Consider the following 22,313-nt stretch of genomic DNA (forward strand, 5'->3'; position numbering starts at 1 on the left):
AACATAATGGACTGAAATAAATGAGCGTCCGGACGGATGCGTGAAGGGTGTACGGTGATCGTTATGCTTGATAAAAGAAGAATAAGGCTGATGACAAAGGCTGCTGTTTATGAGAAGGAACACGCCGAAGAAGATGTAAAGATCAGCAGCTATTATAAAAAAGATTATGCAAGCCTTAATACCTGGATTACACTGATCTGGGTGACGGTGGGCTATATCCTTGCAGGGGGGCTGGCAGTAATCTGTACGGCAGACACACTGATGGAAGACCTTACGATCTTCAAGCTGATTATCCTGGCTGCAACAGCGGTGTGTGCATATCTGGCACTGTTCATTATCTATGGGATCGGAGCAGGAAAGTTCTATAAAAAGAAACATACCCGGGCCAAGCAGCGGGTGAAAAAATACTACCGGGATCTCTCCCGGATTGAAAAGATGTATGAAAAGGAGAACAACAGATCATGAGTACATTACTTGTCTGGAGAGAAAGGCTGCAGAAAGTGTATGCCGCTTATTCCATCTATATTTTAAAAGGACTTCAGTTTATTCTGGGGCTTCTGGTGTTCGGACTGATCAATGCCAACGTGGGATATATGGAGATGGCGTCGTCGGTTTTCTGTACGCTGGGACTTGCGGTATTCTGTACATTTTTCCCGATGATTGTGATGGTACTTGCGGCAGCGGCACTGATTCTGGTGCATTTTTACGCACTGTCGATTCCGATCACGATCGTTTCCCTGCTGATTTTTCTTCTGATGTACATATTTTATTTTCGGTTTACTCCGAAAAAGGCATGGCTTCTGCTGGCTTCTGCACTGGCATTTGCCCTCCATATCCCGTTTGTCCTGCCGATTGTATTCGGACTTCTGGGGACTCCGGTGTGGATTGTGCCTGCGGCCTGCGGAATTATTACATATTACATGGCGGCTTTTGTTAAGACTTCCACAACCGTGCTTCAGGGAGCGGATGCAGACGGGATGGTTACGGGCCTGATGAATTTTGCCAGACAGGTAGTTACAAACCGGGAGATGTGGCTGATGGTCCTTTCGGTTTCTCTCGGGATTCTTGTGGTGAATCTGATCCGCACCAGACCGGTTGAGCATGCATGGAAGATTGCTTCCGCAGCGGGAGCGTGCGTGTGTGTGATTGTGACTGCAGCGGGGAATATAGCGCTGGGAACACATGTATCCTATGTGAGTACAATCGTTAGCTCCGTGCTGGGAGCTTTCGTCGGAATTGTCCTGGAGTTCTTCTTTTTCTCCGTGGACTATTCCAGGACGGAGAATATACAGTTTGAGGATGACGAATACTACTATTATGTAAAAGCTGTTCCGAAGGTTGGAGTTCCTGTGCCGGAAAAGAAAGTCAAGCACATTACGGAACAGAGTGGAAAAGAGACACCGGCAGGTGTGAAAAAAGAAGAGCCTGACGATGCGGACAGTGAAAAAAATACAGAGGAGATCCTTCTGACGAGAAGTCTGAGCAAAGAACTGGGACTGGATCAGAATCAGGATCTCCGGGAATAACAGAGGCGGTGAAGCAGCAGTATGATGGACTGGATCAGGACATTCCTTAAAAATTACACATATTATTTTCCCAACATTCACATCAAGGATGTAATTGAAATCCTGATTGTGACAGTCATTGTATATGAGATCATACTGTGGATCAAAAATACAAAGGCGTGGATGCTGCTCAGAGGGATTATTACACTTGCGGTTTTTATTCTTATCGCATTCCTCTTCGAGATGAATACGATTCTCTTTCTTGCAAGAGAGTCGATCAATGTACTGGCTGTTGCGGCTGTTGTTGTGTTCCAGCCGGAACTCAGGCGCGCCCTGGAAAAGCTCGGCGAGAAGAAGATTCTGAGTACGATCAATCCCTTTGACCGGGGGAAGGAAGATCAGCGGTTTTCCGATGAGACGGCGGATAGTATTGTCCGGGCCTGTTTTGAGATGGGGAGCGTCTGTACGGGGGCACTGATTGTGGTTGAACAGGCGATTCAGCTGACAGAATATGAGATGACCGGAATTGAACTGGACTGTAAAGTGTCGTCCCAGGTGCTGATCAATATTTTTGAGCACAATACACCTCTTCACGACGGCGCTGTAATTATCCGGGGCGACCGGATTACATCCGCAACCTGCTACCTTCCGCTTTCGGATAACATGTCAATCAGCAAGGAACTCGGTACAAGGCACCGGGCGGCTCTTGGCATGAGTGAGGTGTGCGATGCCCTTGTGATTGTCGTGTCGGAGGAAACCGGTCTTGTATCGACGGCACTGGAAGGAAACTTAAACCGCGGCGTGACCCAGGAAGAACTGCGGAAGTGCCTGGAGAAAATCCAGTACAGGAATTCCGAGCCGAAGAAGTTTACGATACGGAAAGGATGGCGCAGAACATGAATAAGTACAAGCTTACAAGAAATCTGGGCCTGAAAATCGTGGCATTTATCTTTGCGTTCTTCCTCTGGTTTATTGTAGCGAATGTGGACAACCCGATTTCGAGAACGACCTTCTCCAATATCCAGGTGAATATAGCAAACGATGATATCATTCTCCAGGGAGGGAATGTGTACCGGGTAGTGGGGAGCCAGACGGCCAGCGTTGTGGTTTCCGCCAAACGTTCGGTTCTGGAGAGCATTGAGCCATCTGACATTGTGGCTACAGCAGATATTTCGGAGATGGATTCATCTACCGGGCTTGTTCCCATCGAGATTACGATACAGGGTTTTGAGGGAGATTACGAGAGTGCGGAGGCTGTTCCGAGAAATCTGCAGATTGTGACGGAAAAGACGAACACGAAAGTATTTACCCTTACAGTTACCACAGTCGGGACGCCGAGAGACGGATTTGAACTTGGGGATATGACTGTGAATCCGGAGCGGGTTACGATAGCCGGACCGCAGTCGACCATTGATCAGATCAGCCGGGCATCCGCCAGCATCTCCGTTTCGGGGATTTCAGAAAGCCAGGAAATCAAAGCGGATCTGGTGCTTTATGATGATGATGGGAATTCCATGGATCAGAACCAGCTCAGCAATAATCTGGGTGATGACGGGATTACCGTGAATGTGGAAGTGTTGAAGAAGAAGAGCGTTCCCATGACGTTCAGCGTTTCGGGAACACCGGCTGGCGGATACGAATACAAAGGCTGTTCCAGTGAACCGGAGCAGGTGGAAATCTGCGGAAATCCGGATGTGGTGAATGGCGTGGATTCGATCGATATACCCGCCGCGGCGCTGAGCATAGAAGGCGCTACGGAGAATGTGGTGCAGACGATTGATATCCGCCCCTATCTTCCCGACGGTGTAGAACTTGTCGAGGAGAGCGCAGGGGATGTTATTGTAACGGCGCTGATCGAACAGGATGGAACGAGAACGATTGATGTACTGGTAAGTTCGATCAGAATTAACAATCTGTCCGAAGACCTTGAGGTGTCCTATCAGGTGGACGCAAAAGTGTCGCTCAGGTTTGAGGGAGAACAGTCCAGGCTGGACGTACTGGATATCAGCAATGCTGTTTCCGTAGACCTTTCTCCCTATACGAGACCGGGAACTTATACAGTTCCGGTCCTGGTGGATGTGCCGGAGGGAATTACCCTGATTGATGAGGCGAGTGTTCAGCTGACCCTTCAGGAGAAGGAGTCAGAACCGCAGACGGATGCGGAAGAAAAGCCGTCAGACACTACGGCAGAAGAATAACGGCGCTTTTTGCCCGTATGAATGAATACAAGGAGTTGATACAGGATGGTTAGCGATAAAGTGGCAATCAAGAATCCGACCGGTCTTCATCTGCGGCCGGCGGGGCTGTTCTGCAAAACTGCCATGCAGTTCAAAAGTAGGATTACCGTGCAGAAGAGAACAAGACATGAAGATGTGACGGCGAACGCAAAGAGCGTACTCAGCGTGCTGGGGGCGTGCATTAAGAGCGGAGACGAGATTACGATTATCTGCGAGGGGGAAGACGAGCAGAAAGCACTGGACAAGATGCTGCAGATTGTAAAAGACGGACTCGGCGAGTGAGAAAACAGCGGAAAAGTGGACAGCTTCCGCAATTGACAAATACCTGAAATACTGCTAGAATACGGTTTTGTATGACTGATACGGGAATGGGATATATTAAGCAGCAAATAAGTTGTATTCAGAGATGGGAACCGGTCGTCGGGGAGACGGGTTCTTGAATAAACGAAAAGGAATTTTGTTATGTCAAAGAAGCAGAGAACATCCGATAAGACAGGACGAAGGAGCAAACAGAGAGGAAGGTCGAGAAGAAATCAGAATAATAACAGGTTCGGAGCGTTCTGCATTATACTGCAGACCATATTGAGCCTGGCATTTATGGCGGTTCTGATGATGATCAATATACTGCCGCTGAAATATCTTTCTCTGATTGCGATGGTGCTGGTTTTCCTCTGGTGTATTACACTGAATACCCAGATTGCCAGAAAAAGGCGGGGGATTGCCGGTAAAGTGTTCAGTCTTGTCCTGGTCGGCTGCCTGTCGATGGGAACGTTCTATATTGCACAGGCAAACGGCGTGCTGGGGATGATTACAGATGGAAATTTCCAGGTGAATAATATGGTGGTGGCTGTTCTGGCAGACGATCCCGCTGAGAGCATAGAGGGAGCGGCAGATTACAACTTCGGCGTTCAGTTTGAACGGGGCGGAGATAATATGCAGGCTGCAATTACAGATATCCAGGAGGAACTGGGGCGCGACATTAATATGACGGAATTTGATTCTGTCCAGGACCAGGCGACGGCTCTCCATGACGGAAAGGTAGAAGCGATCCTCTATAATGATGCGTATACCGATCTTCTGGAGGAAGCTTTTCCGGGATACAAAGACAGCGTGAAGATTATTTACCAGCATTCGATCCGTGTGGAACTCAATCTGGGAAATTCCTCTTCCGATGACAGTCTGACGAAAAAGCCGTTTACGGTGTATATCAGCGGTATTGATGTCTATGGTGATATTTCACAGACAAGCCGGAGCGATGTAAATATTATTGCGGTAGTGAATCCGACGACCCATCAGGTGCTTCTGGTTACTACTCCGAGAGATTATTATGTGGAGATCCCGGGGATATCAAAGGGAGAAAAAGATAAGCTGACTCATGCAGGTATTTACGGAGTGGATGCTTCCATGGATACGCTGGCAGAGCTGTATGAGACGGAGATTAATTATTACGTCCGTCTGAACTTTACATCCATGATTGATATCGTAGATATTCTCGGCGGAGTGGATGTGTATTCCGAGTATGAGTTTACGACAAGCAAGGATTCGGGATATGTGATGGATGTTAAGAAAGGAATCAACCATTTTAACGGCGAACAGGCGTTGGCGTTCAGCCGTGAAAGACAGAATGTTCCGGATGGTGATAATACAAGAGGAAAAGATCAGCAGGCTGTTATCACTGCCATGCTGAAGAAGATGCTTTCCCCGACTATGCTTCTTAAAGCGGGAAGCGTTATGAATCAGGTAAGCCAGAATGTGGATACGAATGTCTCTCAGGCTCAGCTTACAGGACTCATACGTAATCAGTTGGGAACAAATGCAACATGGACGATTAAATCTGTTGCGGCTGAAGGAACCGGGGCAAAGGATGTCTGTTATTCGTCCGGAAAACAGCAGCTCTATGTTACAAAACCGGATAGGAACAGCATTGATTCGATTATAGAAGAGGTGAATATAGTTGAAGAAGGCGGCATATTAGAAGATGCAGAACCGCTTAACTGATTTTGAGGTCTGGAATTTTCATAAAAAATGAAAATTCCAGACTTTTTATATAGATTATTTTTGTCTTTTGCATTAAAATAGTAAAGTATTCATGAAAAATGAAATAGGAGGGGCAATAAGATAATGAAGAAAAAGTTTTTGTATCTGCTTCTGGCGGCAAGTATGATCACTGTTAATCTTGGTTCTGTAGCAATGGCAGCAGATGGCGAAACTACATCACAGATAGCGGCGGAAGCAGAGAATGAAAATGCAGCCGATAACAACGCAAGTGAAAGTACGGTACCTGATGAAAATGTGGCGCAGGATGTGAAAGAGAACATCGAATCCACCGGGGACGATGTGGAGGAAGATAACGCTGCTGTTTCCGAAGAAGATGGTGGAGAAAAAGCGTCTTCCGAAGAAAACGCTGCGTCGGATTTGGAAACTCCGGATATCGATTCAGCAGAAAATACTGTTGCGGAGCAAGAGGATGAAAGTGTATCAGAAGATGCATCCATAAATGAGGAGCCGGATGTTCAGAAAACGGAAAGCCCGATGGTTGAAAATAGCTGGCGTTATACGGACGGAGTCTGGACGCCTTCAGAAATCATGACGTTCAGTGACGATCCCAATGCCTGGGGTAAAGTAGATGGATATTTTGTTAACAATCTGGGAGACAAGATTGAAGGAGCAGTTGCAAGGGGAATTGATGTATCTCATCATCAGGGAGAAATCGACTGGGAAAAAGTAAAAGATTCGGATATTGACTTTGTAATTATCCGTTGTGGCTATGGTGGAAATGATTCATCACAGGATGACAAATACTGGGAAAGAAATGTTTCGGAGTGCGAAAGACTCGGTATTCCATATGGCGTGTATATTTATTCATATGCGATGAATGTGGAATCTGCAAAAAGTGAGGCGGATCATGTCCTTCGCCTTCTGAAAGGGCATAATCCGGACTATCCGGTTTATTATGACCTGGAAAACGAGGGGACAGGTTATGATCAGTCAAAACTCGGAGCCAAGACCCTTGGGGATATGGCAGAAGCGTTTTGCAATAAGATCACTGCAGCAGGTTATGATGTCGGTATCTATGCAAACAAGAACTGGTTTACCAATATACTTACAGACTCCAGATTTGCCCAGTGGGATAAATGGGTGGCGCAGTATAACCCGAAGTGTACATATGAGGGAGAATATGTAATGTGGCAGGCAACCGCTTCGGGTCGGATTGACGGCATAGACGGTCCGGTTGATATTAATTTTGAATTTGAAAACTGGCAGGTGAATACGATCAAGACGGATATAGCTTCTCCGCAGACTGCGGGAAAGGATATCACATTATCTGCTGATGTGTCCGGAGCGACGTCAGGTCTGGAGTACAAATTTGTGTGGATGAAAGATAACTGGCAGTCCTGGGATGTGATTCAGGCGTTTTCAAAGAAAAGTACAGCAGTGTGGACTCCGAAAGAAGACGGCGATTATACATTATATATGGATGTGCAGAATCAATGGGGAAAGATTGTTACGGTAACTATTCCTTATAAGATACAAAGCTGGCATCATGGAGGCGTGACCACGAATATTGCAGCACCGCAGGTGAAAAATCAGGGTATTACTGTAAAAGGAAATGTTGAAGGTAATTCGGATGGACTGGAATATAAATTCGTCTGGATGAAAAATAACTGGCAGTCCTGGAATGTAATACAGGATTTCTCGAAAAAGAATACGGCAGTATGGACGCCGAAAGAGTCCGGAAAGTATACACTTTATGTGGATATCAGAGACAAGAACGGAGTGATAGAAACCAAGACGGTGGATTTTGAAATACTGGACAGGAATTGGAAACTTTCCGATATTCAGCTCTCTACTACAGGTAATGCAGAGGTGGGGAAAGGTATTCAGATTATTCCACAGATTACACAGGTATCACAAAATGCCGGAAACGCTGATCTTGAATTTAAATATGTATGGATGAAAAACGGATGGAATGCCTGGGGAGTGATTCAGGATTTCTCAGACAGTAAGTCTGTGACGTGGATACCTACCGAGACAGGAGATTATTATTTCTATGTTGATGCACAGGATCAGAATGGTTACAAGGAAACTGTCTATGTACATATGAAAGTGTCTGCACAGAGTTGGAGTTATAATTCTGTGAAAGCGAATGTTTCTTCGCCACAGGTTAAAGAAACCAGGATTACGGTTACTCCACAGCTGAGCGGAAACCTGTATGGTCTGCAGTATAAGTTTGTATGGGAGAAAGACAATTGGAATAAGTGGGGTGTATTCCAGCAGTTTTCGAACAAGAATTCTGCTGTCTGGCAGCCTGATGAACCCGGAAATTACACAATCTATGTCGATGTCAGGGATATAGCCGGGAACATTATCACAAAGACCATGGATTTCGAGGTGTGGGACAAGGAATGGAAGATTGAAAGTATCAATTTCTCGCCTGAATCATCACAGACGTATGGAGAGTCGTTTGTGATAACACCGGTTGTAAAATGGATTGACGAAAGTAAACAGTCAGCACTGGAGTATAAATATGTCTGGATGACGGACGGATGGAAGAAATGGGATGTTCTTGCCCAGTTTTCCGGAAGAACCAGTATGGAATGGATGGCAGCAGAGCCGGCAGAATATGGAATCTATGTGGACGTCCGGGACAGTGAAGGAAATATGGAAACTATGAGTGCTGATTATACAGTAGCACAGGGTGAGTGGAAATATGAAGACCTTGTAATCAGCCAGGTGGGAAATGACGCCCAGGTAAAGATCGCTCCTCAGATTTCCGGTAATACATATGGTCTGGAGTACAAATATGTCTGGATGAAAGACGGATGGCAGAAGTGGGGCGTAATCAAATCTTTTTCGGATCAGTCAAGTATTAACTGGACAACAGATCCGGGCGAATATGAGATTTATGTAGATGTGATGGACAAGACAGGAAGCATAGTTACTTTGCATAAAGAATTTACAGTGAATTGACGGGAGGTGGACAGATATATGAAAAAAGGAAGAGTGTTGAGTATAATTCTGGCTTTTGCTCTTTTCAGCAGTGCTTTTCCGGTCAATGCCGCTGAAAACAGCCAGAGTATAGAAATTCAGGCAGACGAGACACAAGAAGTGCTGCCCGAAGAAAGTTCAGTTTCAGAAATAGGAAACAGTATAGCTGATGATGACGAGCAGTATAATGCAGAGGTGCAGAAAGAGGAAAAAACGGATTCTGTAGAAACCCGGGAAGAGGAAAATGATGGGGCTGCAGAGCCGGACCAGAACAACATAGAAGAATATTCCAAGGCTCAGACCGCATGGAATTTTGAAAAGGTCACTACAGATCTGAAAAGTCCTCAGCCGGCGAATACAGATGGAATTACAATTTCACCCGAAATTTCCGGTGCGCCGGAAGGGCTTCAATATAAGTTTGTCTGGATGAAGAACAACTGGAAGGAATGGGGCGTGATTCAGCCTTTTTCAAAAGCATCAGAGGCGGTCTGGAAACCCCGGCAGACAGGGAAGTATTCTTTATACGTGGATGTAAAAGATGCTACAGGAAAAACTGTGACGAAGACGCTTGAATACCAGATCTCGGATGTCAACTGGAAGTATGAAGGGCAGGATGTTGTTCCTGTAAATGCACAGAATCCCGGAGAAGAGATAGATGTAACTGTCAATGTCAGCGGTAATACGAAAGGAATGCAGTATAAATTTGTGTGGATGAAGGATAACTGGGAAAAATGGGGAGTCCTTCAGGCTTTCTCAAGCAAGAATACTGCAAAATTTACTTTATCAGAGCCGGGAGATTATAAAATTTATGTGGACATAAAAGACTGGAAAGGTGAAATTACCACAAAGATCTTTGACTATAAAATTATGACCCACATATGGTCGTTTGACAGTATATCGACGGATTTGCCGACCCCCCAGGAAAAATATACGGTTCCCATTACGATAACCCCACAGGTTTCCGGTGATACAGAAGGCTTGAAATACAAGTTTGTATGGGAAAAAGATAACTGGAAAAAATGGGGTGTCATACAGAAGTTTTCGTCGAAAGCCTCTGCTGCATGGTCTCCCGATGAAGAGGGAAACTACAATCTATATGTAGATATTCAGGATGTGGATGGCAGAATTATTACAAAACATATTCCATATCAGATAACAAAAGTTAACTGGAAATATGAAGGCATTGAGACGACTCCGGAAGATGTCCAGAAAAAAGGAAATAAAGTAACGATTAAGGGAATCGCTTCAGGAAACACGGAAGGACTCCAGTATAAATTTGTCTGGGAGAAAGATAACTGGAAAGAGTGGGGCGTAATCCGAAAATTCTCCGACAGTTCTGAATGTACATGGAATACTCCGAAAAAAAGTGGAGAGTATAAGATATATGTAGATATAAAGGACAGAGATGGAGAAATACGGACGCAGTATATTGACTATTATGTGGCAACGCAAATCTGGAAACATGAAGGGGTTGATGTCAATGGAGGTGTCTCTGAACAGGTTTATACGAATATTCCGATTACAGCATCAGCATCCGGAGAAACAAAGAATCTGAAATACAAATTTGTCTGGATGAAAGATAACTGGAAAGAATGGGGGGTAATTCAGGATTTCAGTACAAAAAATACTGCAACATGGTATCCGAAGGAAGCAGGAACTTACGAGATCTATTCAGATATAAAAGATGTTGACGGACGAATTGTTACGCTTACTCAGAAATATGTCGTGAATAAAGCGCCCTGGAGTATGAAGAGTCTGGAGAAAGAAGGCACGGGATCCTATTTTGTAGGAGATACCGCTACAGTAACAGCAGTGACTAGCGGGCAGACGAATGGACTCAAATTTAAGTTTGTCCAAAAAAATGGAGAAAGCTGGGATGACTGGAAGGTTCTGAGAGATTTCAGTACCAATAATAGCGTAAATGTTAAAATTAACAAGTCAGGAAACACCTATATTTATGTTGATGTAAAAGATCAGCGCGGGGTAATATTCGATCCTTTTGTCATCAAACTTACAGGGCTTAACTATAGCTCTGCCAGCGTGTCTTCCAGTAAAATTTCACTGGGCAAATCAGTTCAGGTATATCCTAATATTTATGGAGGGTCAGCGCCTGGACTTGAATGTAAATATGTCTGGATGAAGGATAATTGGAGCAGTTGGAATGTAATTAAGGATTTTTCGGGTTCAAAAAGCGTGACCTGGACACCGAGTGAAGAAGGAACGTATTACATTTATATTGATGCGCGACTGAATGGAGTTGTGAAAACGAAAACAGTTAAAGTTGTTGTCGAGAAGCAGAAAAATGGCTGGTATTATGAAGGCGGTTATAAATTCTATTATATTAATGGAGTTAAACAGCTTGATCTGGATGGAATACTTCCGAAACAGTCCAGCTACTATATAAAAGTAAACAGGACAACATGCTCGGTAACTGTTTATGCAAAGGATGGAAGCAATGGTTATATAATCCCGGTGAAAAGGTTTGCTTGTTCGGTCGGACTTCCGTCAACGCCAACACCTGCAGGAACGTATTACACTTCCAACAAATACAGATGGCATACTTTGATAGGTCCGTCATATGGACAATATTGCACAAGAATTGTCGGCGGTGTTCTCTTCCATTCTGTGGCAGGAAGAAATATGACCAGTTACAATTTGAATGCGCGTGATTATAATAAACTTGGTTCTCCTGCATCACATGGATGTGTTCGATTATGTGTGCGTGATGCAAAATGGATCTATGACAACTGCAGTCTTGGAACAAAGGTTACGATATATGACAGTTCTGATCCGGGACCGCTGGGGAAACCCGCTACCATAAAGATACCGTCTGGACAGACCTGGGATCCCACAGATCCTAATATTTAACAATTATTGTTTACGCCTCTGCCTACATTAAATCAATGCAGGCAGAGGCGTATTTGTCAAAAATGTGAAAGGATTGTGTGCGGCAGAAGGAATATGGTTGTATTTGGAGAGCAGATGTACTATAATATTCAGCGAATGTATTCTTGTAATAATGTGGATATTCTGGTATTATAAAGCGTATGTTAATAAAATGTTAAATTTTGAAACAAAGAGGACATAATTTATGAAGAAGTTGATTAATTTTAGAAATTCAAGAACAAGAATGATTTTACTCTGCCTCGTAGATATACTTACTCTTACAGTGCATCCTTTTCTGGCAATTATTATGCGATATGAGATGCATTATTCGTGGGTGCCTGCGGATTATCTGCACAGTATAAGGTCGTATTTAATTATTAATATTGCCACTACGCTGATTATTTTTCTGATTTTGAATCTGTATAACAGTATCTGGAGTTTTGCAGGGATGAATGAGCTTGCGCTGATAGTGATCGCCTGCGGGTTGTCAACTGTAATACAGGCATTTGGCATGCAGATACTGGCTCTCAGTGTTCCGCGAAGTTTTCATGTGTTTTATTTTTTCCTTTTGACAATGACTACAACCATTACCAGGTTCTCTTATAAAGCCCTTCGTGCCATAAAGAGCAGTTGGAAGAAGCAGAGCGGACATGTGTATCAGACTCTTGTGATCGGTGCGGGAGAGGCTGGCAGCATGATTATCCAGGAATTGAAATTCAGTTCTCATCTGAACAGCAGAGTTGTCGGAGTGATCGATGATAATCCGTCGAAAAAGGGAAAATATATTCATGGCGTAAAGGTGCTTGGAAACAGGGATATGATCATTCCGGTGGTGGAAAAATACGGCGTGGATGAAATTATCCTTGCCATTCCTTCAGCAAGTCCGAAGACAACAAGAGAGATCCTTGAAATCTGCAATCAGACATCGTGTAAATTGAAGATTCTTCCCGGAATGTATCAGTTCATTACGGAAGAAGTGAATGTCTCAAAACTGCGTGAGGTTTCCATAGAAGATCTGTTGGGAAGAGACCCGATTAAGATTGATATGGACAGCGTAAAGGGATATATAGAAAATAAAACAATCCTTGTAACCGGAGGCGGCGGTTCAATCGGAAGCGAACTTTGCAGACAGGTTGCAAAATGTAACCCTCGGAGACTGATTATCTTTGATATCTATGAGAATAATGCATATGACATTCAGCAGGAATTGAAACATGATTATCCGCATCTTGACCTTGTTGTACTGATCGGCTCAGTTCGTAATACAAAGAGAATAGAATCCGTAATGGAATCATACAGACCAGATGTAGTATATCATGCTGCTGCACATAAACATGTGCCTTTAATGGAAGACAGTCCAAATGAAGCGATTAAAAATAACGTGTTTGGAACGTATAAGACTGCCCGTGCAGCAGATAAGTTCGGCGTGCGGAGATTTGTTCTTATATCCACAGATAAGGCAGTGAATCCGACGAATATCATGGGCGCATCAAAACGAATTTGCGAGATGGTGATACAGACTTTTAATCGCTATTCGAAAACAGAGTATGTGGCAGTGAGATTCGGAAATGTGCTGGGAAGTAATGGAAGCGTAATTCCGCTGTTCAAAAAGCAGATGGCAGCAGGTGGACCGGTTACGGTAACTCATCCGGACATTATACGTTATTTTATGACTATTCCGGAAGCTGTTTCTCTGGTAATGCAGGCAGGAGCGTATGCAAAAGGCGGAGAGATATTTATTCTTGATATGGGAAAACCGGTTAAGATAGCAGATCTGGCAAAAAATTTGATCAGGCTTTCCGGGTATACTCTTGGCGTTGACATGGAAATAAAGTATACTGGTCTCAGACCGGGAGAAAAACTGTACGAGGAATTGCTTACAAAAGAAGAAGGAATTACAAAAACGGACAATGATCTTATCTTTATAGGGAAACCGCTTGTGTTTGATGAAGTTCATTTCCTGAGCGAACTGAAAAAACTTGAGAAGGAAGCGGCAGATGAAAGTCCCTATGTCAAGCAGATTGTATCCAATATTGTTCCTACCTATCATATCAGGCAGGAAGATAAAGAACGCGATGCAAGAATATATAAAGAGCTTCATGAACTGGGAGAAGACAGCCAGGAGAAGCCGGTTATGGAATAGAGGTGTTTGATAAAATGAAAAATATGCATATTGCATTTTCACCTCCGGATATTACGGAGAAGGAAATAAATGAAGTGGTTGATACTCTGAAAAGCGGTTGGATTACTACTGGACCAAAGACAAAAGAATTTGAAAGAAGGCTGGCGGCTTTTATAGGGACGTCCAGGGTCGCCTGTCTGAATTCTGCTACAGCGTGCGCCGAGATGATACTCAGAATTCTTGGTATCGGAGAGGGAGATGAAGTGATAACTTCAGCGTATACCTATACTGCATCAGCGAGTGTTATCGCACATGTAGGCGCTAAGATTGTATTAGTCGATACGGCTGAAGATTCTTATGAAATGGACTACAACAAGCTTGAAGAAGCTATTAACGAGCGCACAAAAGCAATTATTTGTGTTGATATTGGCGGAACAGTATGCGATTATGACAGAGTGTTTGAAATTGTAGAACAAAAAAAAGCTTTGTTTAAGGCTTCCACAGATATTCAGAAGAAAATAGGACGTGTTGCTGTTCTGGCAGATGGCGCGCACGCACTTGGAGCAGAGAGAGATGGTGTTCGCTGTGGGAAAATCGCTGACTTTACGAGCTTTTCATTCCATGCGGTTAAAAATCTGACTACAGCTGAGGGCGGCGCTGCAACCTGGAAAGACATCGAAGGGGTTGATAATGATGAGCTGTATAAACAGTTCATGCTGCTGTCTCTTCATGGACAGTCAAAAGATGCACTTGCAAAGACACAGCTTGGCGCATGGGAATATGATGTTGTGGCGCCTTATTTCAAATGTAATATGACTGATATTATGGCAGCGATAGGTCTGGCTCAGCTTGAGAGATACCCGGGAATGCTTGCAAGAAGAAAACAGATTATTGAGCGTTACAATGACGGTTTTAAGGACCTGGATATAAGTGTGTTAGACCATTATCATGACCATATGGTGTCGAGTGGACATCTTTATCTTGTTCGGGTGAATGGGTGCGATCGTACAGCAGCTAACAGAATTATTGAAAAGATGGCAGAAGCTGGGATTGCAACGAATGTCCATTATAAACCGCTGCCGCTTTTGACAGCGTACAAAAATCTGGGATTTAGGATTGAAGACTATCCGAACGCCTATCACATGTTTGAAAATGAGATTACTTTACCACTTCATACAAAGCTTACAGATGAAGAGGTAGATTATATTATTTATTATTTCAGAAAAATAGTATTGGAACAGGTAGCAAAATGAAACCTTGGAGTGAACTTCCCGAAAACATGCAAAATGATGCAGTGCGGAAATATTATCAGATACTGGAAAAACATCGAAAAGGCCTTGTCATAAAACGCCTGTTTGATATTTGTGTATCTCTGATTTTGATAATTATTCTTTCCCCGATATTGCTTATTTTGAGTTTGATGATAAAATTAGACTCAAAAGGACCGGTTTTATTCAGGCAGGTGAGAGTTACTCAGTATGGAAAAGAATTCCGAATCTGCAAATTCCGCACGATGGTAAATGATGCGGAGAAGAAGGGAACACAGGTGACGACAAAGAATGATTCCCGTGTAACCCGTGTGGGTAAAATGTTAAGAGGATGCCGGCTGGATGAGCTTCCGCAGCTTTTTAATGTGTTGAAAGGCGAGATGACTTTTGTCGGTACAAGACCGGAAGTGGTTAAATATGTAAATTGTTATACCGAAGAAATGCTGGCAACTCTTTTACTTCCTGCGGGGATTACATCACAGGCAAGTATTGAATATAAGGATGAAGAAAAATTACTGGAAAATGCTGAAAACGCAGATGAAGTGTACGTGGAGAAGGTTCTCCCGGATAAAATGAAGTATAATTTGAAATCGTTGGAGGAATTTAGCGTACTAAATGATTTAAAAACAATGATTCTTACAGTTATTGCTGTGGTGAAATGATTGTACAGGAGTGGATATGATAGTTTCAGTTTGCGTCATTGCATACAATGAAGAAGAATATCTTGGAAATATTTTAGAAAATATAAAAGAACAGACTTTTCCTCATGATCAGATGGAGATTGTCCTTGTTGACAGTATGTCCAAAGATGGAACAAAAGCGATTATGGAAAAGTTTCAGAAAGAAGAAAAAGACTTCAAATCGGTTATTGTTTTGGATAATCCAGGCAGGCGGCTCCCTGCCGGCTGGAATGTGGCATTAAAAAACTACACAGGAGACATTATTTTAAGAGTTGACGCGCATTCTATGATTCCAAAAGATTTTGTGGCAAAGAATGTCGCTGTTTTAGAAAGCGGGGAATATGTTTCCGGAGGAATACGGCCTAATATTATTCAGGGGAGTACTCCTTGGAAGGAGACACTCCTGATGGCGGAACAGTCTATGTTTGGAAGCAGCATTGCTTCTTATCGGCGCAGCGGAAAAAAAGGGTATGTGAAGACTCTGTTTCATGGAGCTTATCGGCGCGAAGTGTTTGAAAAAGCCGGTGAATTCAATGAAAAACTCGGCAGGACAGAGGATAATGAAATGAATTACAGAATCAGAAAAGCCGGGTATAAACTTTGCTATTCACCCGAAATCATTTCTTATCAGTATACCAGAAGTTCTCTAAAAGCCATGCTGAAGCAGAAGTTTGGAAACGGATACTGGGTTGCGCTTACACTTAAAGTATGCCCGGGCTGTCTGTCTTTATACCATTTTATTCCAGCAGCATTTGTATTTGGTATATTGATTACTACTTTATTGGGAATTTTGGGGTATCCCCAATTTGCTGCAGTTATGTGGGGACTGTACTGGCTTATGGCTATTATTATGTCAATACAGGCAGTTATCGGCCATCGTAAGTTCTGGCAGGAATTACTTCTGCCTATCCTTTTCTTCCTGCTTCACATCAGCTATGGAATCGGAAGCTTCGCCGGACTTATTAAACTGCCGTTTTGGAAGGCAAAATAGATAAGGAGAGAAAGATGGAAATTTTGTCCGAACAGGAACTGAAAAAACTGCAGAAGATAAGCATTGATATGGCAAAATGTTTTGCTGATTTCTGCAGGAAACATGGACTTACCTGCTATCTCTGTGGCGGCGGATGTATCGGCACAATCCGTCATGGAGGAATGATTCCATGGGACGATGATCTTGATTTTTTTATGCCGCGTGACGATTATGAAAAAGCATGGCGTTTATGGAAAAAGGAAATGAAGGACAGCAGGTATGTATTGGAAAAATCCGATGCCTCCCATGTTGATCACAATTTATTTTTTACACTGAGGGATAAAGAGACGACTTTGATCAAGCCATATCAGAAAGATCTGGATATTACACACGGAGTTGCACTCGATGTGCTTCCTTTAGACGGGTATCCGGATAAGAAATGGCAGAGAAGGCTGCAGTGTTTCTGGGCACTGATCTATTCGCTTTACTGTGCGCAGCTTGTGCCGGTAAATCATGGGAAAAAAGTCGAAATGCTTGGGAAAATCGCTCTGGCAGTGGTCCCCTCCAGAAAAATACGTTATTGTATCTGGAGAATGGCAGAAAAGAAGATGACAAAATATAAAATTAAGGAATGTAAAGGTATTACAGAACTTTGTTCTGGCCCGGGATACATGAAGAACTGGTATCCAAGAGAAGCATTTGCAAAAGCTGTTTATCGGCCGTTCGAAGACACCCAGATGCCGATTCCGGTGGGATATGACGACTATTTGAAAATTGCCTTTGGAGATTATATGCAGATGCCTCCGGAAGAAAAACGGGTCGGACATCATGAGGCACTGTTTATGGATCTGGATAATAGTTATGTGAAATACAGGGGAAAGTATTATGCACAAAATTAGTGTTATTGTACCGGTTTATAACGTTGAAAAATATCTGGAAAAATGTGTAGAGTCTATTATTGCACAGACGTACAGCAATCTGGAAATTATTCTGGTAGATGACGGAGCTACAGACAGTTCAGGGGTGATCTGTGACAGATACGCAGAAAATGATAAAAGGATAAAAGTGATCCATAAAGAAAACGGAGGTCTGAGCTCTGCAAGAAATGCCGGAATTGTTGCGGCAGAAGGTGAGTATATCGGGTTTGTGGACAGTGATGACTATATTGAAAAAAATATGATAGAGCTTCTGGCAGAAGAGCTTATCTCAAATGATGCCGATATGTCTGTGTGTGGGGTTTATAATGTTTATCAGGAAAGAAAAATACCCCAGTGCAGTAAAATTGAACGGTTTGTATGTGGGGGAGAGGAAGCATATAAACTGTTGATGATAGGAGAAAAAATTCCGGGAACAGTGTGCAATAAATTATTTAAAAGAAAAATGATTCAGCAGCTGCGTTTCCCGGAGGGAAAGCTTTATGAAGATGCATTCTTTCATATCAATCTTATGCCGTTAATAAAAAAAGTTGCTGTTAATACCACGCCGATGTATTTTTATGTACACAGAAAAGGCAGTATAACTACAGCAAAGTTTAACAGTAGAGGTATGGATGTAATTGAAGCATACGAAAAGAATTATCTGTCAGTTAAGCAGAATTACCCTGCAATTATTGATGTGGCAGAATTTCGGGTCGAGTGGGCTTATTTTGTTGTAATGGACCGCATGATGGAATGTGACCATTACTGGACCATACCGGAATATAAAAAAGTAAAGAGGTTTTTAAAGAAAAAAGCACCTGCTATACTGACAAGCAGATACTTTAGGAAATCAAGACGAATCGGGGCATTAGCGTTGATGCTTAATATAAAATTATATTGTTTGTTATCCAGGATTAACAGGGCTCAAAGAGAAAAACTTGCATAAGAGGTTAATGTGTCGATGAGAATATGTTTTGTTGATTATGATATTACTGTAACAGGCGGAGCAGAGCAGGTCAGTGTCTCTCTGGCGAATGAACTGTGCAAAAGCCACAAAATATATATTTATTCTATTAATGCTGAAAACGATTCTATTCCATATACGCTTGACAAAAGCGTTTTATGTGTGTGGGGGCCAAAAGGGAAGAAACGTTTAAATGAAATGATCAAGGCCAATTTTTCTCCTTTTATAAAATTTGTGAAACGGGAAAAAATCGATATTGTACTGTCAATGGGAAACTATCCTGCATTAATCGTATCGCTTACCCGCTTTTTTAATAAGGCAAAGTATGTTTTCTGTGATCATGGAGCGTTGATTAATCAGTGGAAGCAGAAAGATGTCACAGCTATTCGGTTTTGGGATATGCTTCTCGCTGACAGAGTGGTTGTACTGACGGAAAGAACAAGGGATGATTACTGCAGGCTGTTTTATTGTCCAAAGAAAAAAGTCAGATGTATATATAACTGGAATGACGTCTTGCCGGCAGCAAAAGACTACGATGCTGATAGTAAAAAAATTATTTCGGTTGGCAGATTCGGAAAGGAAAAAGGGTATGATATGCTTCCGGATATTGCTGAAAAGATTTTTCGAAAGCATCCGGAATGGGAATGGGATGTATATGGTGACGGGGAGACCTTTTTATCAGTGAAGGAAGCGATTAAGGAAAGAGGAATAGATGACAGAGTACATTTGCGCGGAAACCAGAAAAATGTGAAAAGTCTGTATCAGGACTACGCTTTTCTGATCCTTCCCTCATATAGAGAAGGAATGCCTCTTGTTCTGCTAGAGGCAAAGGCAAACCGGCTTCCCCTGCTCAGTTTTGACATTTTAACCGGTCCGAGAGAAATCATAAGAGATGGGATCGATGGTTATCTGATTCCGCCGTATAATGTAGAGAAAATGGCCGAGAAAGCCGTGAGGCTGATAGAAGATAAAGAATTAAGGAAGAGAATGTCGGATAATTCCCAGGATAATCTGGATAAATTCAGTAAGGAAGAAATTGAAAAGAAGTGGATGGCACTGTTTGCGGAACTCAAGAAAAAATAATAGTTGGAATTAAAACAAAAGGAGAATGAAAATGATTTTTGGAGCTATTTTGGCCGGTGGAAAAGGTACAAGGATGGGAATTGATAAGCCGAAGCAGTTTTTGATGCTTGGAAATAAGCCGATTATTATTCATACGATAGAGAAGTTTCTGGTTTGCGACAGAATTGATAAAGTTTTTGTTGGAGTACATCCCGACTGGGTTGATTATACAGAGGATTTAATCGGGAGATATATCCATACGGATAAAGCATTGTCAATTGTTCCGGGAGGAAAGGACAGAAATGGAACGATTTTTAATATTGTAGATCAAATTGAAAGTGAATATGGAGAAAACGACAGTCACATTATTGTCACTCACGATTCGGTAAGACCTTTTGTGACGTTGCGAATTATCGAAGAAAATATAGATGCGGCTTTACAGTATGGTGCCTGCGATACAGTTGTCAATGCCGTAGATACTATTGTTGCATCAGATGATGGAAATATGATTTCTGAAATCCCAGACAGAAGAACAATGTTTCAGGGGCAGACACCACAGTCATTTAATATGAGTCTGCTGAAAAAAATGTATCTCGACTTAAATGATGGAGAAAAGGAGATTCTTACAGATGCCTGTAAGATCTGCGTGGTGAGAGATATTCCAGTTAAACTTGTGCGGGGCGAGACTTCGAATATTAAAATAACTACAATTGATGATATGAAAATTGCAAAAGCGATGATATAGGGAGTTTCATATGTTAAATTATGTATATCAGTTGATCAATCCGAAAACAATCAGTGTAAAATATGAAGAGATTGACTGTGACAGCCGGGTAATTGTAAAGCCTGAGTACATGGCGGTATGCCATGCGGATCAGCGCTATTATCAGGGAAAACGCGATGTGAAGATTTTGAGGAAAAAGCTGCCGATGGCATTGATCCATGAAGCATGCGGAAAGGTGCTCCACGATCCGACCGGTACATTTAAGCCGGGAGAGAATGTGGTTATGATTCCGAATGTTCCGGGTGAGAATTTCAATGGAGAAGTGTATGAGAATTATACAGGCGGTGGTTTCCTCAGCAGTGGTAAGGATGGGTTCATGAGAGAGCTGGTTGATCTGCCACCGGATCGACTGGTCAGATATGGAGAGATTGACAAAAGAATTGCGGCAATCACAGAGTTTGTCAGTGTAGGAATGCATGCTGTCTCAAGATTTGAATTATTGGCCAGAAAATCAAAAGAGAGAATTGGTATCTGGGGAGATGGAAGCCTTGCATTTATTGTGAGCAGTATTTTAAAAAGGAAGTATCCGGAGAGTAAAATTTGCGTAATCGGTCGAAATATCAATAAACTTCATCAGTTTTCTTTTGCAGACGAGCTTTTTCTGGTAGATGAGCTGAATGAGAAGTTTACGATTGACCATGGTTTCGAGTGCGCCGGAGGGGATGGAAGTTATTATGCCATTGATGATATGATTCGGTATATAAATCCACAGGGGACTGTGGTTTTAATGGGAGTATCAGAGAGCAAAGTTCCTATAAATACCAGAGATATACTGGAGAAGGGCCTGATTTTTGTAGGATGCAGCAGGTCGGGACGTGAAGATTTTGAGAATGCGGTGTCTTTTTTGCAGGATAAAAAGATTCAGCGCAGACTGAGAACAATTATTTATGAAACTGAGGCTGTAAAGGATATTGCAGATATACACCGTGTGTTCAGTGTGGATATGGACACAGATTTTAAAACCGTTTTTCGATGGGAAATTTAGAAATATATGGAGGATCGTATGAGAAAAAGCAGAGTTATAGCTGTAGCGTTGGCGATGGGAATTGGCTTGGCAGGCTGTTCTCCTACAACTCGAACAGTTGCAGAAATACCGGAGACAGAATATACACAGGCAGGATATTCCGTAAAAGCAGAAGTTGAAGAAGATGGTACTGTAAAAATCACTTACGGATTGATTGGTGTAAAAGATGATAAAATAAAATATATTTATTTGGATCAGATTGAAGAAAATCCGGCCGAGGACAGATTTTTGATGACAAATAAAGAAATGGAAAATGCATATGGCCTGTCGTACATTTCTGATCATGGAGAGTGGAGTACCCAGGTGCGGGCTCTTGAAAATTATATTGCAGGACATACAATGACCATAGAAGAAGTAAATGCGATACCGACATATGAAAAAGATGAAGATAATCTGAATGTACCAACAGAAGGATCTGACCTGGAGGCCGGATGTGAGTTAGATATTACGGATTTTCTTGACGTGATTAATGATGCGTACGATAATCTCGAAGATACCAATGCGACAAGGCTCGGAATTGGCGAAGATGTTCGAATTCATAATGCGGACAATCGTATTGATGTGACATTTTCATTTGTGGGAACAGACTATAGATATAAGATTTGTTATGAACATTTAGATACTTATTCAGTATATGGAGAACCGGGGGCAGATATCCGGTCTCAGAAGGAAAAGGCGGAAGAACAGCCTGAGCTTTTCGAGTGGCGGAAGGGGATTGAAGGCTTCGAAGAGTACATTATGGGGCTGAATATGACGGAAGCTTATGGTGTTGAGACATATGATCCGGGAAACGGCATAGAAACTGCACTTCCAAAAGCGGGGACGGACCTGGCAGAGGTATGCAATATAGATTTGGATAAATTCATTATTACTTTACGTGAAGCGGCAGGCAGATTATAAGAAGA

At 42.6% G+C, this 22,313-nt stretch carries 18 protein-coding genes; all 18 read left to right on the top strand.

The window, feature by feature from the left end; genetic code table 11:
* Nucleotides 1-36: 36 nt before the first annotated feature.
* The 18 genes from B5F07_RS00600 to B5F07_RS00685 all read left to right on the top strand — a co-directional run bounded on the left by B5F07_RS00600 (nucleotide 37) and on the right by B5F07_RS00685 (nucleotide 22,308).
* Nucleotides 37-465: a hypothetical protein gene (locus B5F07_RS00600; protein ID WP_087159338.1), complete on the top strand. Its 429-nt coding sequence runs from the start codon at nucleotides 37-39 to the stop codon at nucleotides 463-465.
* Complete coding sequence (locus B5F07_RS00605) at nucleotides 462-1,526, top strand: MARVEL domain-containing protein (protein WP_087159339.1); 1,065 nt, start codon at nucleotides 462-464, stop codon at nucleotides 1,524-1,526. Before B5F07_RS00600 ends, B5F07_RS00605 begins: the two co-directional genes overlap by 4 nt.
* Before the next feature lie 21 nt (nucleotides 1,527-1,547).
* Nucleotides 1,548-2,405 carry a diadenylate cyclase CdaA gene (gene cdaA, locus B5F07_RS00610; protein ID WP_087159340.1) on the top strand — a complete coding sequence of 286 codons (858 nt, stop codon included), beginning with the start codon at nucleotides 1,548-1,550 and terminating at the stop codon, nucleotides 2,403-2,405.
* On the top strand, nucleotides 2,402-3,703 hold the full coding sequence (locus tag B5F07_RS00615) for a CdaR family protein (protein WP_191404488.1): 1,302 nt from the start codon (nucleotides 2,402-2,404) through the stop codon (nucleotides 3,701-3,703). The genes cdaA and B5F07_RS00615 overlap by 4 nt, the downstream gene beginning before the upstream one ends.
* A gap of 45 nt (nucleotides 3,704-3,748) precedes the next feature.
* Nucleotides 3,749-4,024 (top strand): HPr family phosphocarrier protein, encoded by a 276-nt coding sequence (locus tag B5F07_RS00620; RefSeq protein WP_087159342.1) that lies wholly within the window; start codon nucleotides 3,749-3,751, stop codon nucleotides 4,022-4,024.
* 180 nt (nucleotides 4,025-4,204) lie between these two features.
* Nucleotides 4,205-5,740, top strand: coding sequence for an LCP family protein (locus tag B5F07_RS00625; protein WP_087159343.1), 1,536 nt, complete (start codon nucleotides 4,205-4,207; stop codon nucleotides 5,738-5,740).
* A gap of 123 nt (nucleotides 5,741-5,863) precedes the next feature.
* The gene (locus tag B5F07_RS22535; protein WP_162613024.1) at nucleotides 5,864-8,713 is read left to right on the top strand and encodes a GH25 family lysozyme; all 2,850 of its coding nucleotides are present in this window, start codon (nucleotides 5,864-5,866) and stop codon (nucleotides 8,711-8,713) included.
* 444 nt (nucleotides 8,714-9,157) lie between these two features.
* A complete protein-coding gene (locus B5F07_RS22935; protein ID WP_242972380.1) occupies nucleotides 9,158-11,599 on the top strand; it encodes a L,D-transpeptidase family protein in 2,442 nt (813 codons plus the stop codon).
* A gap of 223 nt (nucleotides 11,600-11,822) precedes the next feature.
* The gene (locus B5F07_RS00640; protein ID WP_087159344.1) at nucleotides 11,823-13,760 is read left to right on the top strand and encodes a polysaccharide biosynthesis protein; all 1,938 of its coding nucleotides are present in this window, start codon (nucleotides 11,823-11,825) and stop codon (nucleotides 13,758-13,760) included.
* 23 nt (nucleotides 13,761-13,783) lie between these two features.
* A complete protein-coding gene (locus B5F07_RS00645; RefSeq protein WP_087159532.1) occupies nucleotides 13,784-14,992 on the top strand; it encodes a DegT/DnrJ/EryC1/StrS family aminotransferase in 1,209 nt (402 codons plus the stop codon).
* On the top strand, nucleotides 14,989-15,669 hold the full coding sequence (locus tag B5F07_RS00650; protein WP_087159345.1) for a sugar transferase: 681 nt from the start codon (nucleotides 14,989-14,991) through the stop codon (nucleotides 15,667-15,669). The genes B5F07_RS00645 and B5F07_RS00650 overlap by 4 nt, the downstream gene beginning before the upstream one ends.
* Before the next feature lie 16 nt (nucleotides 15,670-15,685).
* Nucleotides 15,686-16,678 (top strand): glycosyltransferase family 2 protein, encoded by a 993-nt coding sequence (locus tag B5F07_RS00655; RefSeq protein ID WP_087159346.1) that lies wholly within the window; start codon nucleotides 15,686-15,688, stop codon nucleotides 16,676-16,678.
* Nucleotides 16,679-16,692: 14 nt separating this feature from the next.
* On the top strand, nucleotides 16,693-17,556 hold the full coding sequence (locus tag B5F07_RS00660) for a LicD family protein (RefSeq protein ID WP_087159347.1): 864 nt from the start codon (nucleotides 16,693-16,695) through the stop codon (nucleotides 17,554-17,556).
* Complete coding sequence (locus B5F07_RS00665) at nucleotides 17,543-18,520, top strand: glycosyltransferase family 2 protein (protein WP_087159348.1); 978 nt, start codon at nucleotides 17,543-17,545, stop codon at nucleotides 18,518-18,520. Before B5F07_RS00660 ends, B5F07_RS00665 begins: the two co-directional genes overlap by 14 nt.
* Nucleotides 18,521-18,535: 15 nt before the next feature.
* Complete coding sequence (locus tag B5F07_RS00670; RefSeq protein WP_087159349.1) at nucleotides 18,536-19,621, top strand: glycosyltransferase family 4 protein; 1,086 nt, start codon at nucleotides 18,536-18,538, stop codon at nucleotides 19,619-19,621.
* A gap of 31 nt (nucleotides 19,622-19,652) precedes the next feature.
* A complete protein-coding gene (locus B5F07_RS00675; protein ID WP_087159350.1) occupies nucleotides 19,653-20,345 on the top strand; it encodes an IspD/TarI family cytidylyltransferase in 693 nt (230 codons plus the stop codon).
* A gap of 10 nt (nucleotides 20,346-20,355) precedes the next feature.
* Nucleotides 20,356-21,369, top strand: coding sequence for an alcohol dehydrogenase catalytic domain-containing protein (locus B5F07_RS00680; protein ID WP_087159351.1), 1,014 nt, complete (start codon nucleotides 20,356-20,358; stop codon nucleotides 21,367-21,369).
* Nucleotides 21,370-21,387: 18 nt separating this feature from the next.
* Nucleotides 21,388-22,308, top strand: a complete 921-nt coding sequence (locus B5F07_RS00685; RefSeq protein ID WP_087159352.1) for a hypothetical protein — start codon at nucleotides 21,388-21,390, stop codon at nucleotides 22,306-22,308.
* Nucleotides 22,309-22,313: the final 5 nt, after the last annotated feature.

Origin of the sequence: Lachnoclostridium sp. An169 (assembly GCF_002160525.1) — a bacterium.
Lineage (GTDB): Bacteria > Bacillota > Clostridia > Lachnospirales > Lachnospiraceae > Mediterraneibacter > Mediterraneibacter cottocaccae.

Bases quoted from the DNA above. Each gene is read 5' to 3' on its own strand.
- B5F07_RS00665 (WP_087159348.1), top strand. From the start codon at position 17,543: ATGCACAAAATTAGTGTTATTGTACCGGTTTATAACGTTGAAAAATAT.
- B5F07_RS00685 (WP_087159352.1), top strand. From the start codon at position 21,388: ATGAGAAAAAGCAGAGTTATAGCTGTAGCGTTGGCGATGGGAATTGGC.
- B5F07_RS22535 (WP_162613024.1), top strand. From the start codon at position 5,864: ATGAAGAAAAAGTTTTTGTATCTGCTTCTGGCGGCAAGTATGATCACT.
- B5F07_RS00645 (WP_087159532.1), top strand. From the start codon at position 13,784: ATGCATATTGCATTTTCACCTCCGGATATTACGGAGAAGGAAATAAAT.
- B5F07_RS00640 (WP_087159344.1), top strand. From the start codon at position 11,823: ATGAAGAAGTTGATTAATTTTAGAAATTCAAGAACAAGAATGATTTTA.
- B5F07_RS00625 (WP_087159343.1), top strand. From the start codon at position 4,205: ATGTCAAAGAAGCAGAGAACATCCGATAAGACAGGACGAAGGAGCAAA.
- B5F07_RS00605 (WP_087159339.1), top strand. From the start codon at position 462: ATGAGTACATTACTTGTCTGGAGAGAAAGGCTGCAGAAAGTGTATGCC.
- B5F07_RS00655 (WP_087159346.1), top strand. From the start codon at position 15,686: ATGATAGTTTCAGTTTGCGTCATTGCATACAATGAAGAAGAATATCTT.
- B5F07_RS00600 (WP_087159338.1), top strand. From the start codon at position 37: ATGCGTGAAGGGTGTACGGTGATCGTTATGCTTGATAAAAGAAGAATA.
- B5F07_RS00670 (WP_087159349.1), top strand. From the start codon at position 18,536: ATGAGAATATGTTTTGTTGATTATGATATTACTGTAACAGGCGGAGCA.
- B5F07_RS00650 (WP_087159345.1), top strand. From the start codon at position 14,989: ATGAAACCTTGGAGTGAACTTCCCGAAAACATGCAAAATGATGCAGTG.
- B5F07_RS22935 (WP_242972380.1), top strand. From the start codon at position 9,158: ATGAAGAACAACTGGAAGGAATGGGGCGTGATTCAGCCTTTTTCAAAA.
- B5F07_RS00615 (WP_191404488.1), top strand. From the start codon at position 2,402: ATGAATAAGTACAAGCTTACAAGAAATCTGGGCCTGAAAATCGTGGCA.
- B5F07_RS00660 (WP_087159347.1), top strand. From the start codon at position 16,693: ATGGAAATTTTGTCCGAACAGGAACTGAAAAAACTGCAGAAGATAAGC.
- B5F07_RS00620 (WP_087159342.1), top strand. From the start codon at position 3,749: ATGGTTAGCGATAAAGTGGCAATCAAGAATCCGACCGGTCTTCATCTG.
- B5F07_RS00675 (WP_087159350.1), top strand. From the start codon at position 19,653: ATGATTTTTGGAGCTATTTTGGCCGGTGGAAAAGGTACAAGGATGGGA.
- B5F07_RS00680 (WP_087159351.1), top strand. From the start codon at position 20,356: ATGTTAAATTATGTATATCAGTTGATCAATCCGAAAACAATCAGTGTA.
- cdaA (WP_087159340.1), top strand. From the start codon at position 1,548: ATGATGGACTGGATCAGGACATTCCTTAAAAATTACACATATTATTTT.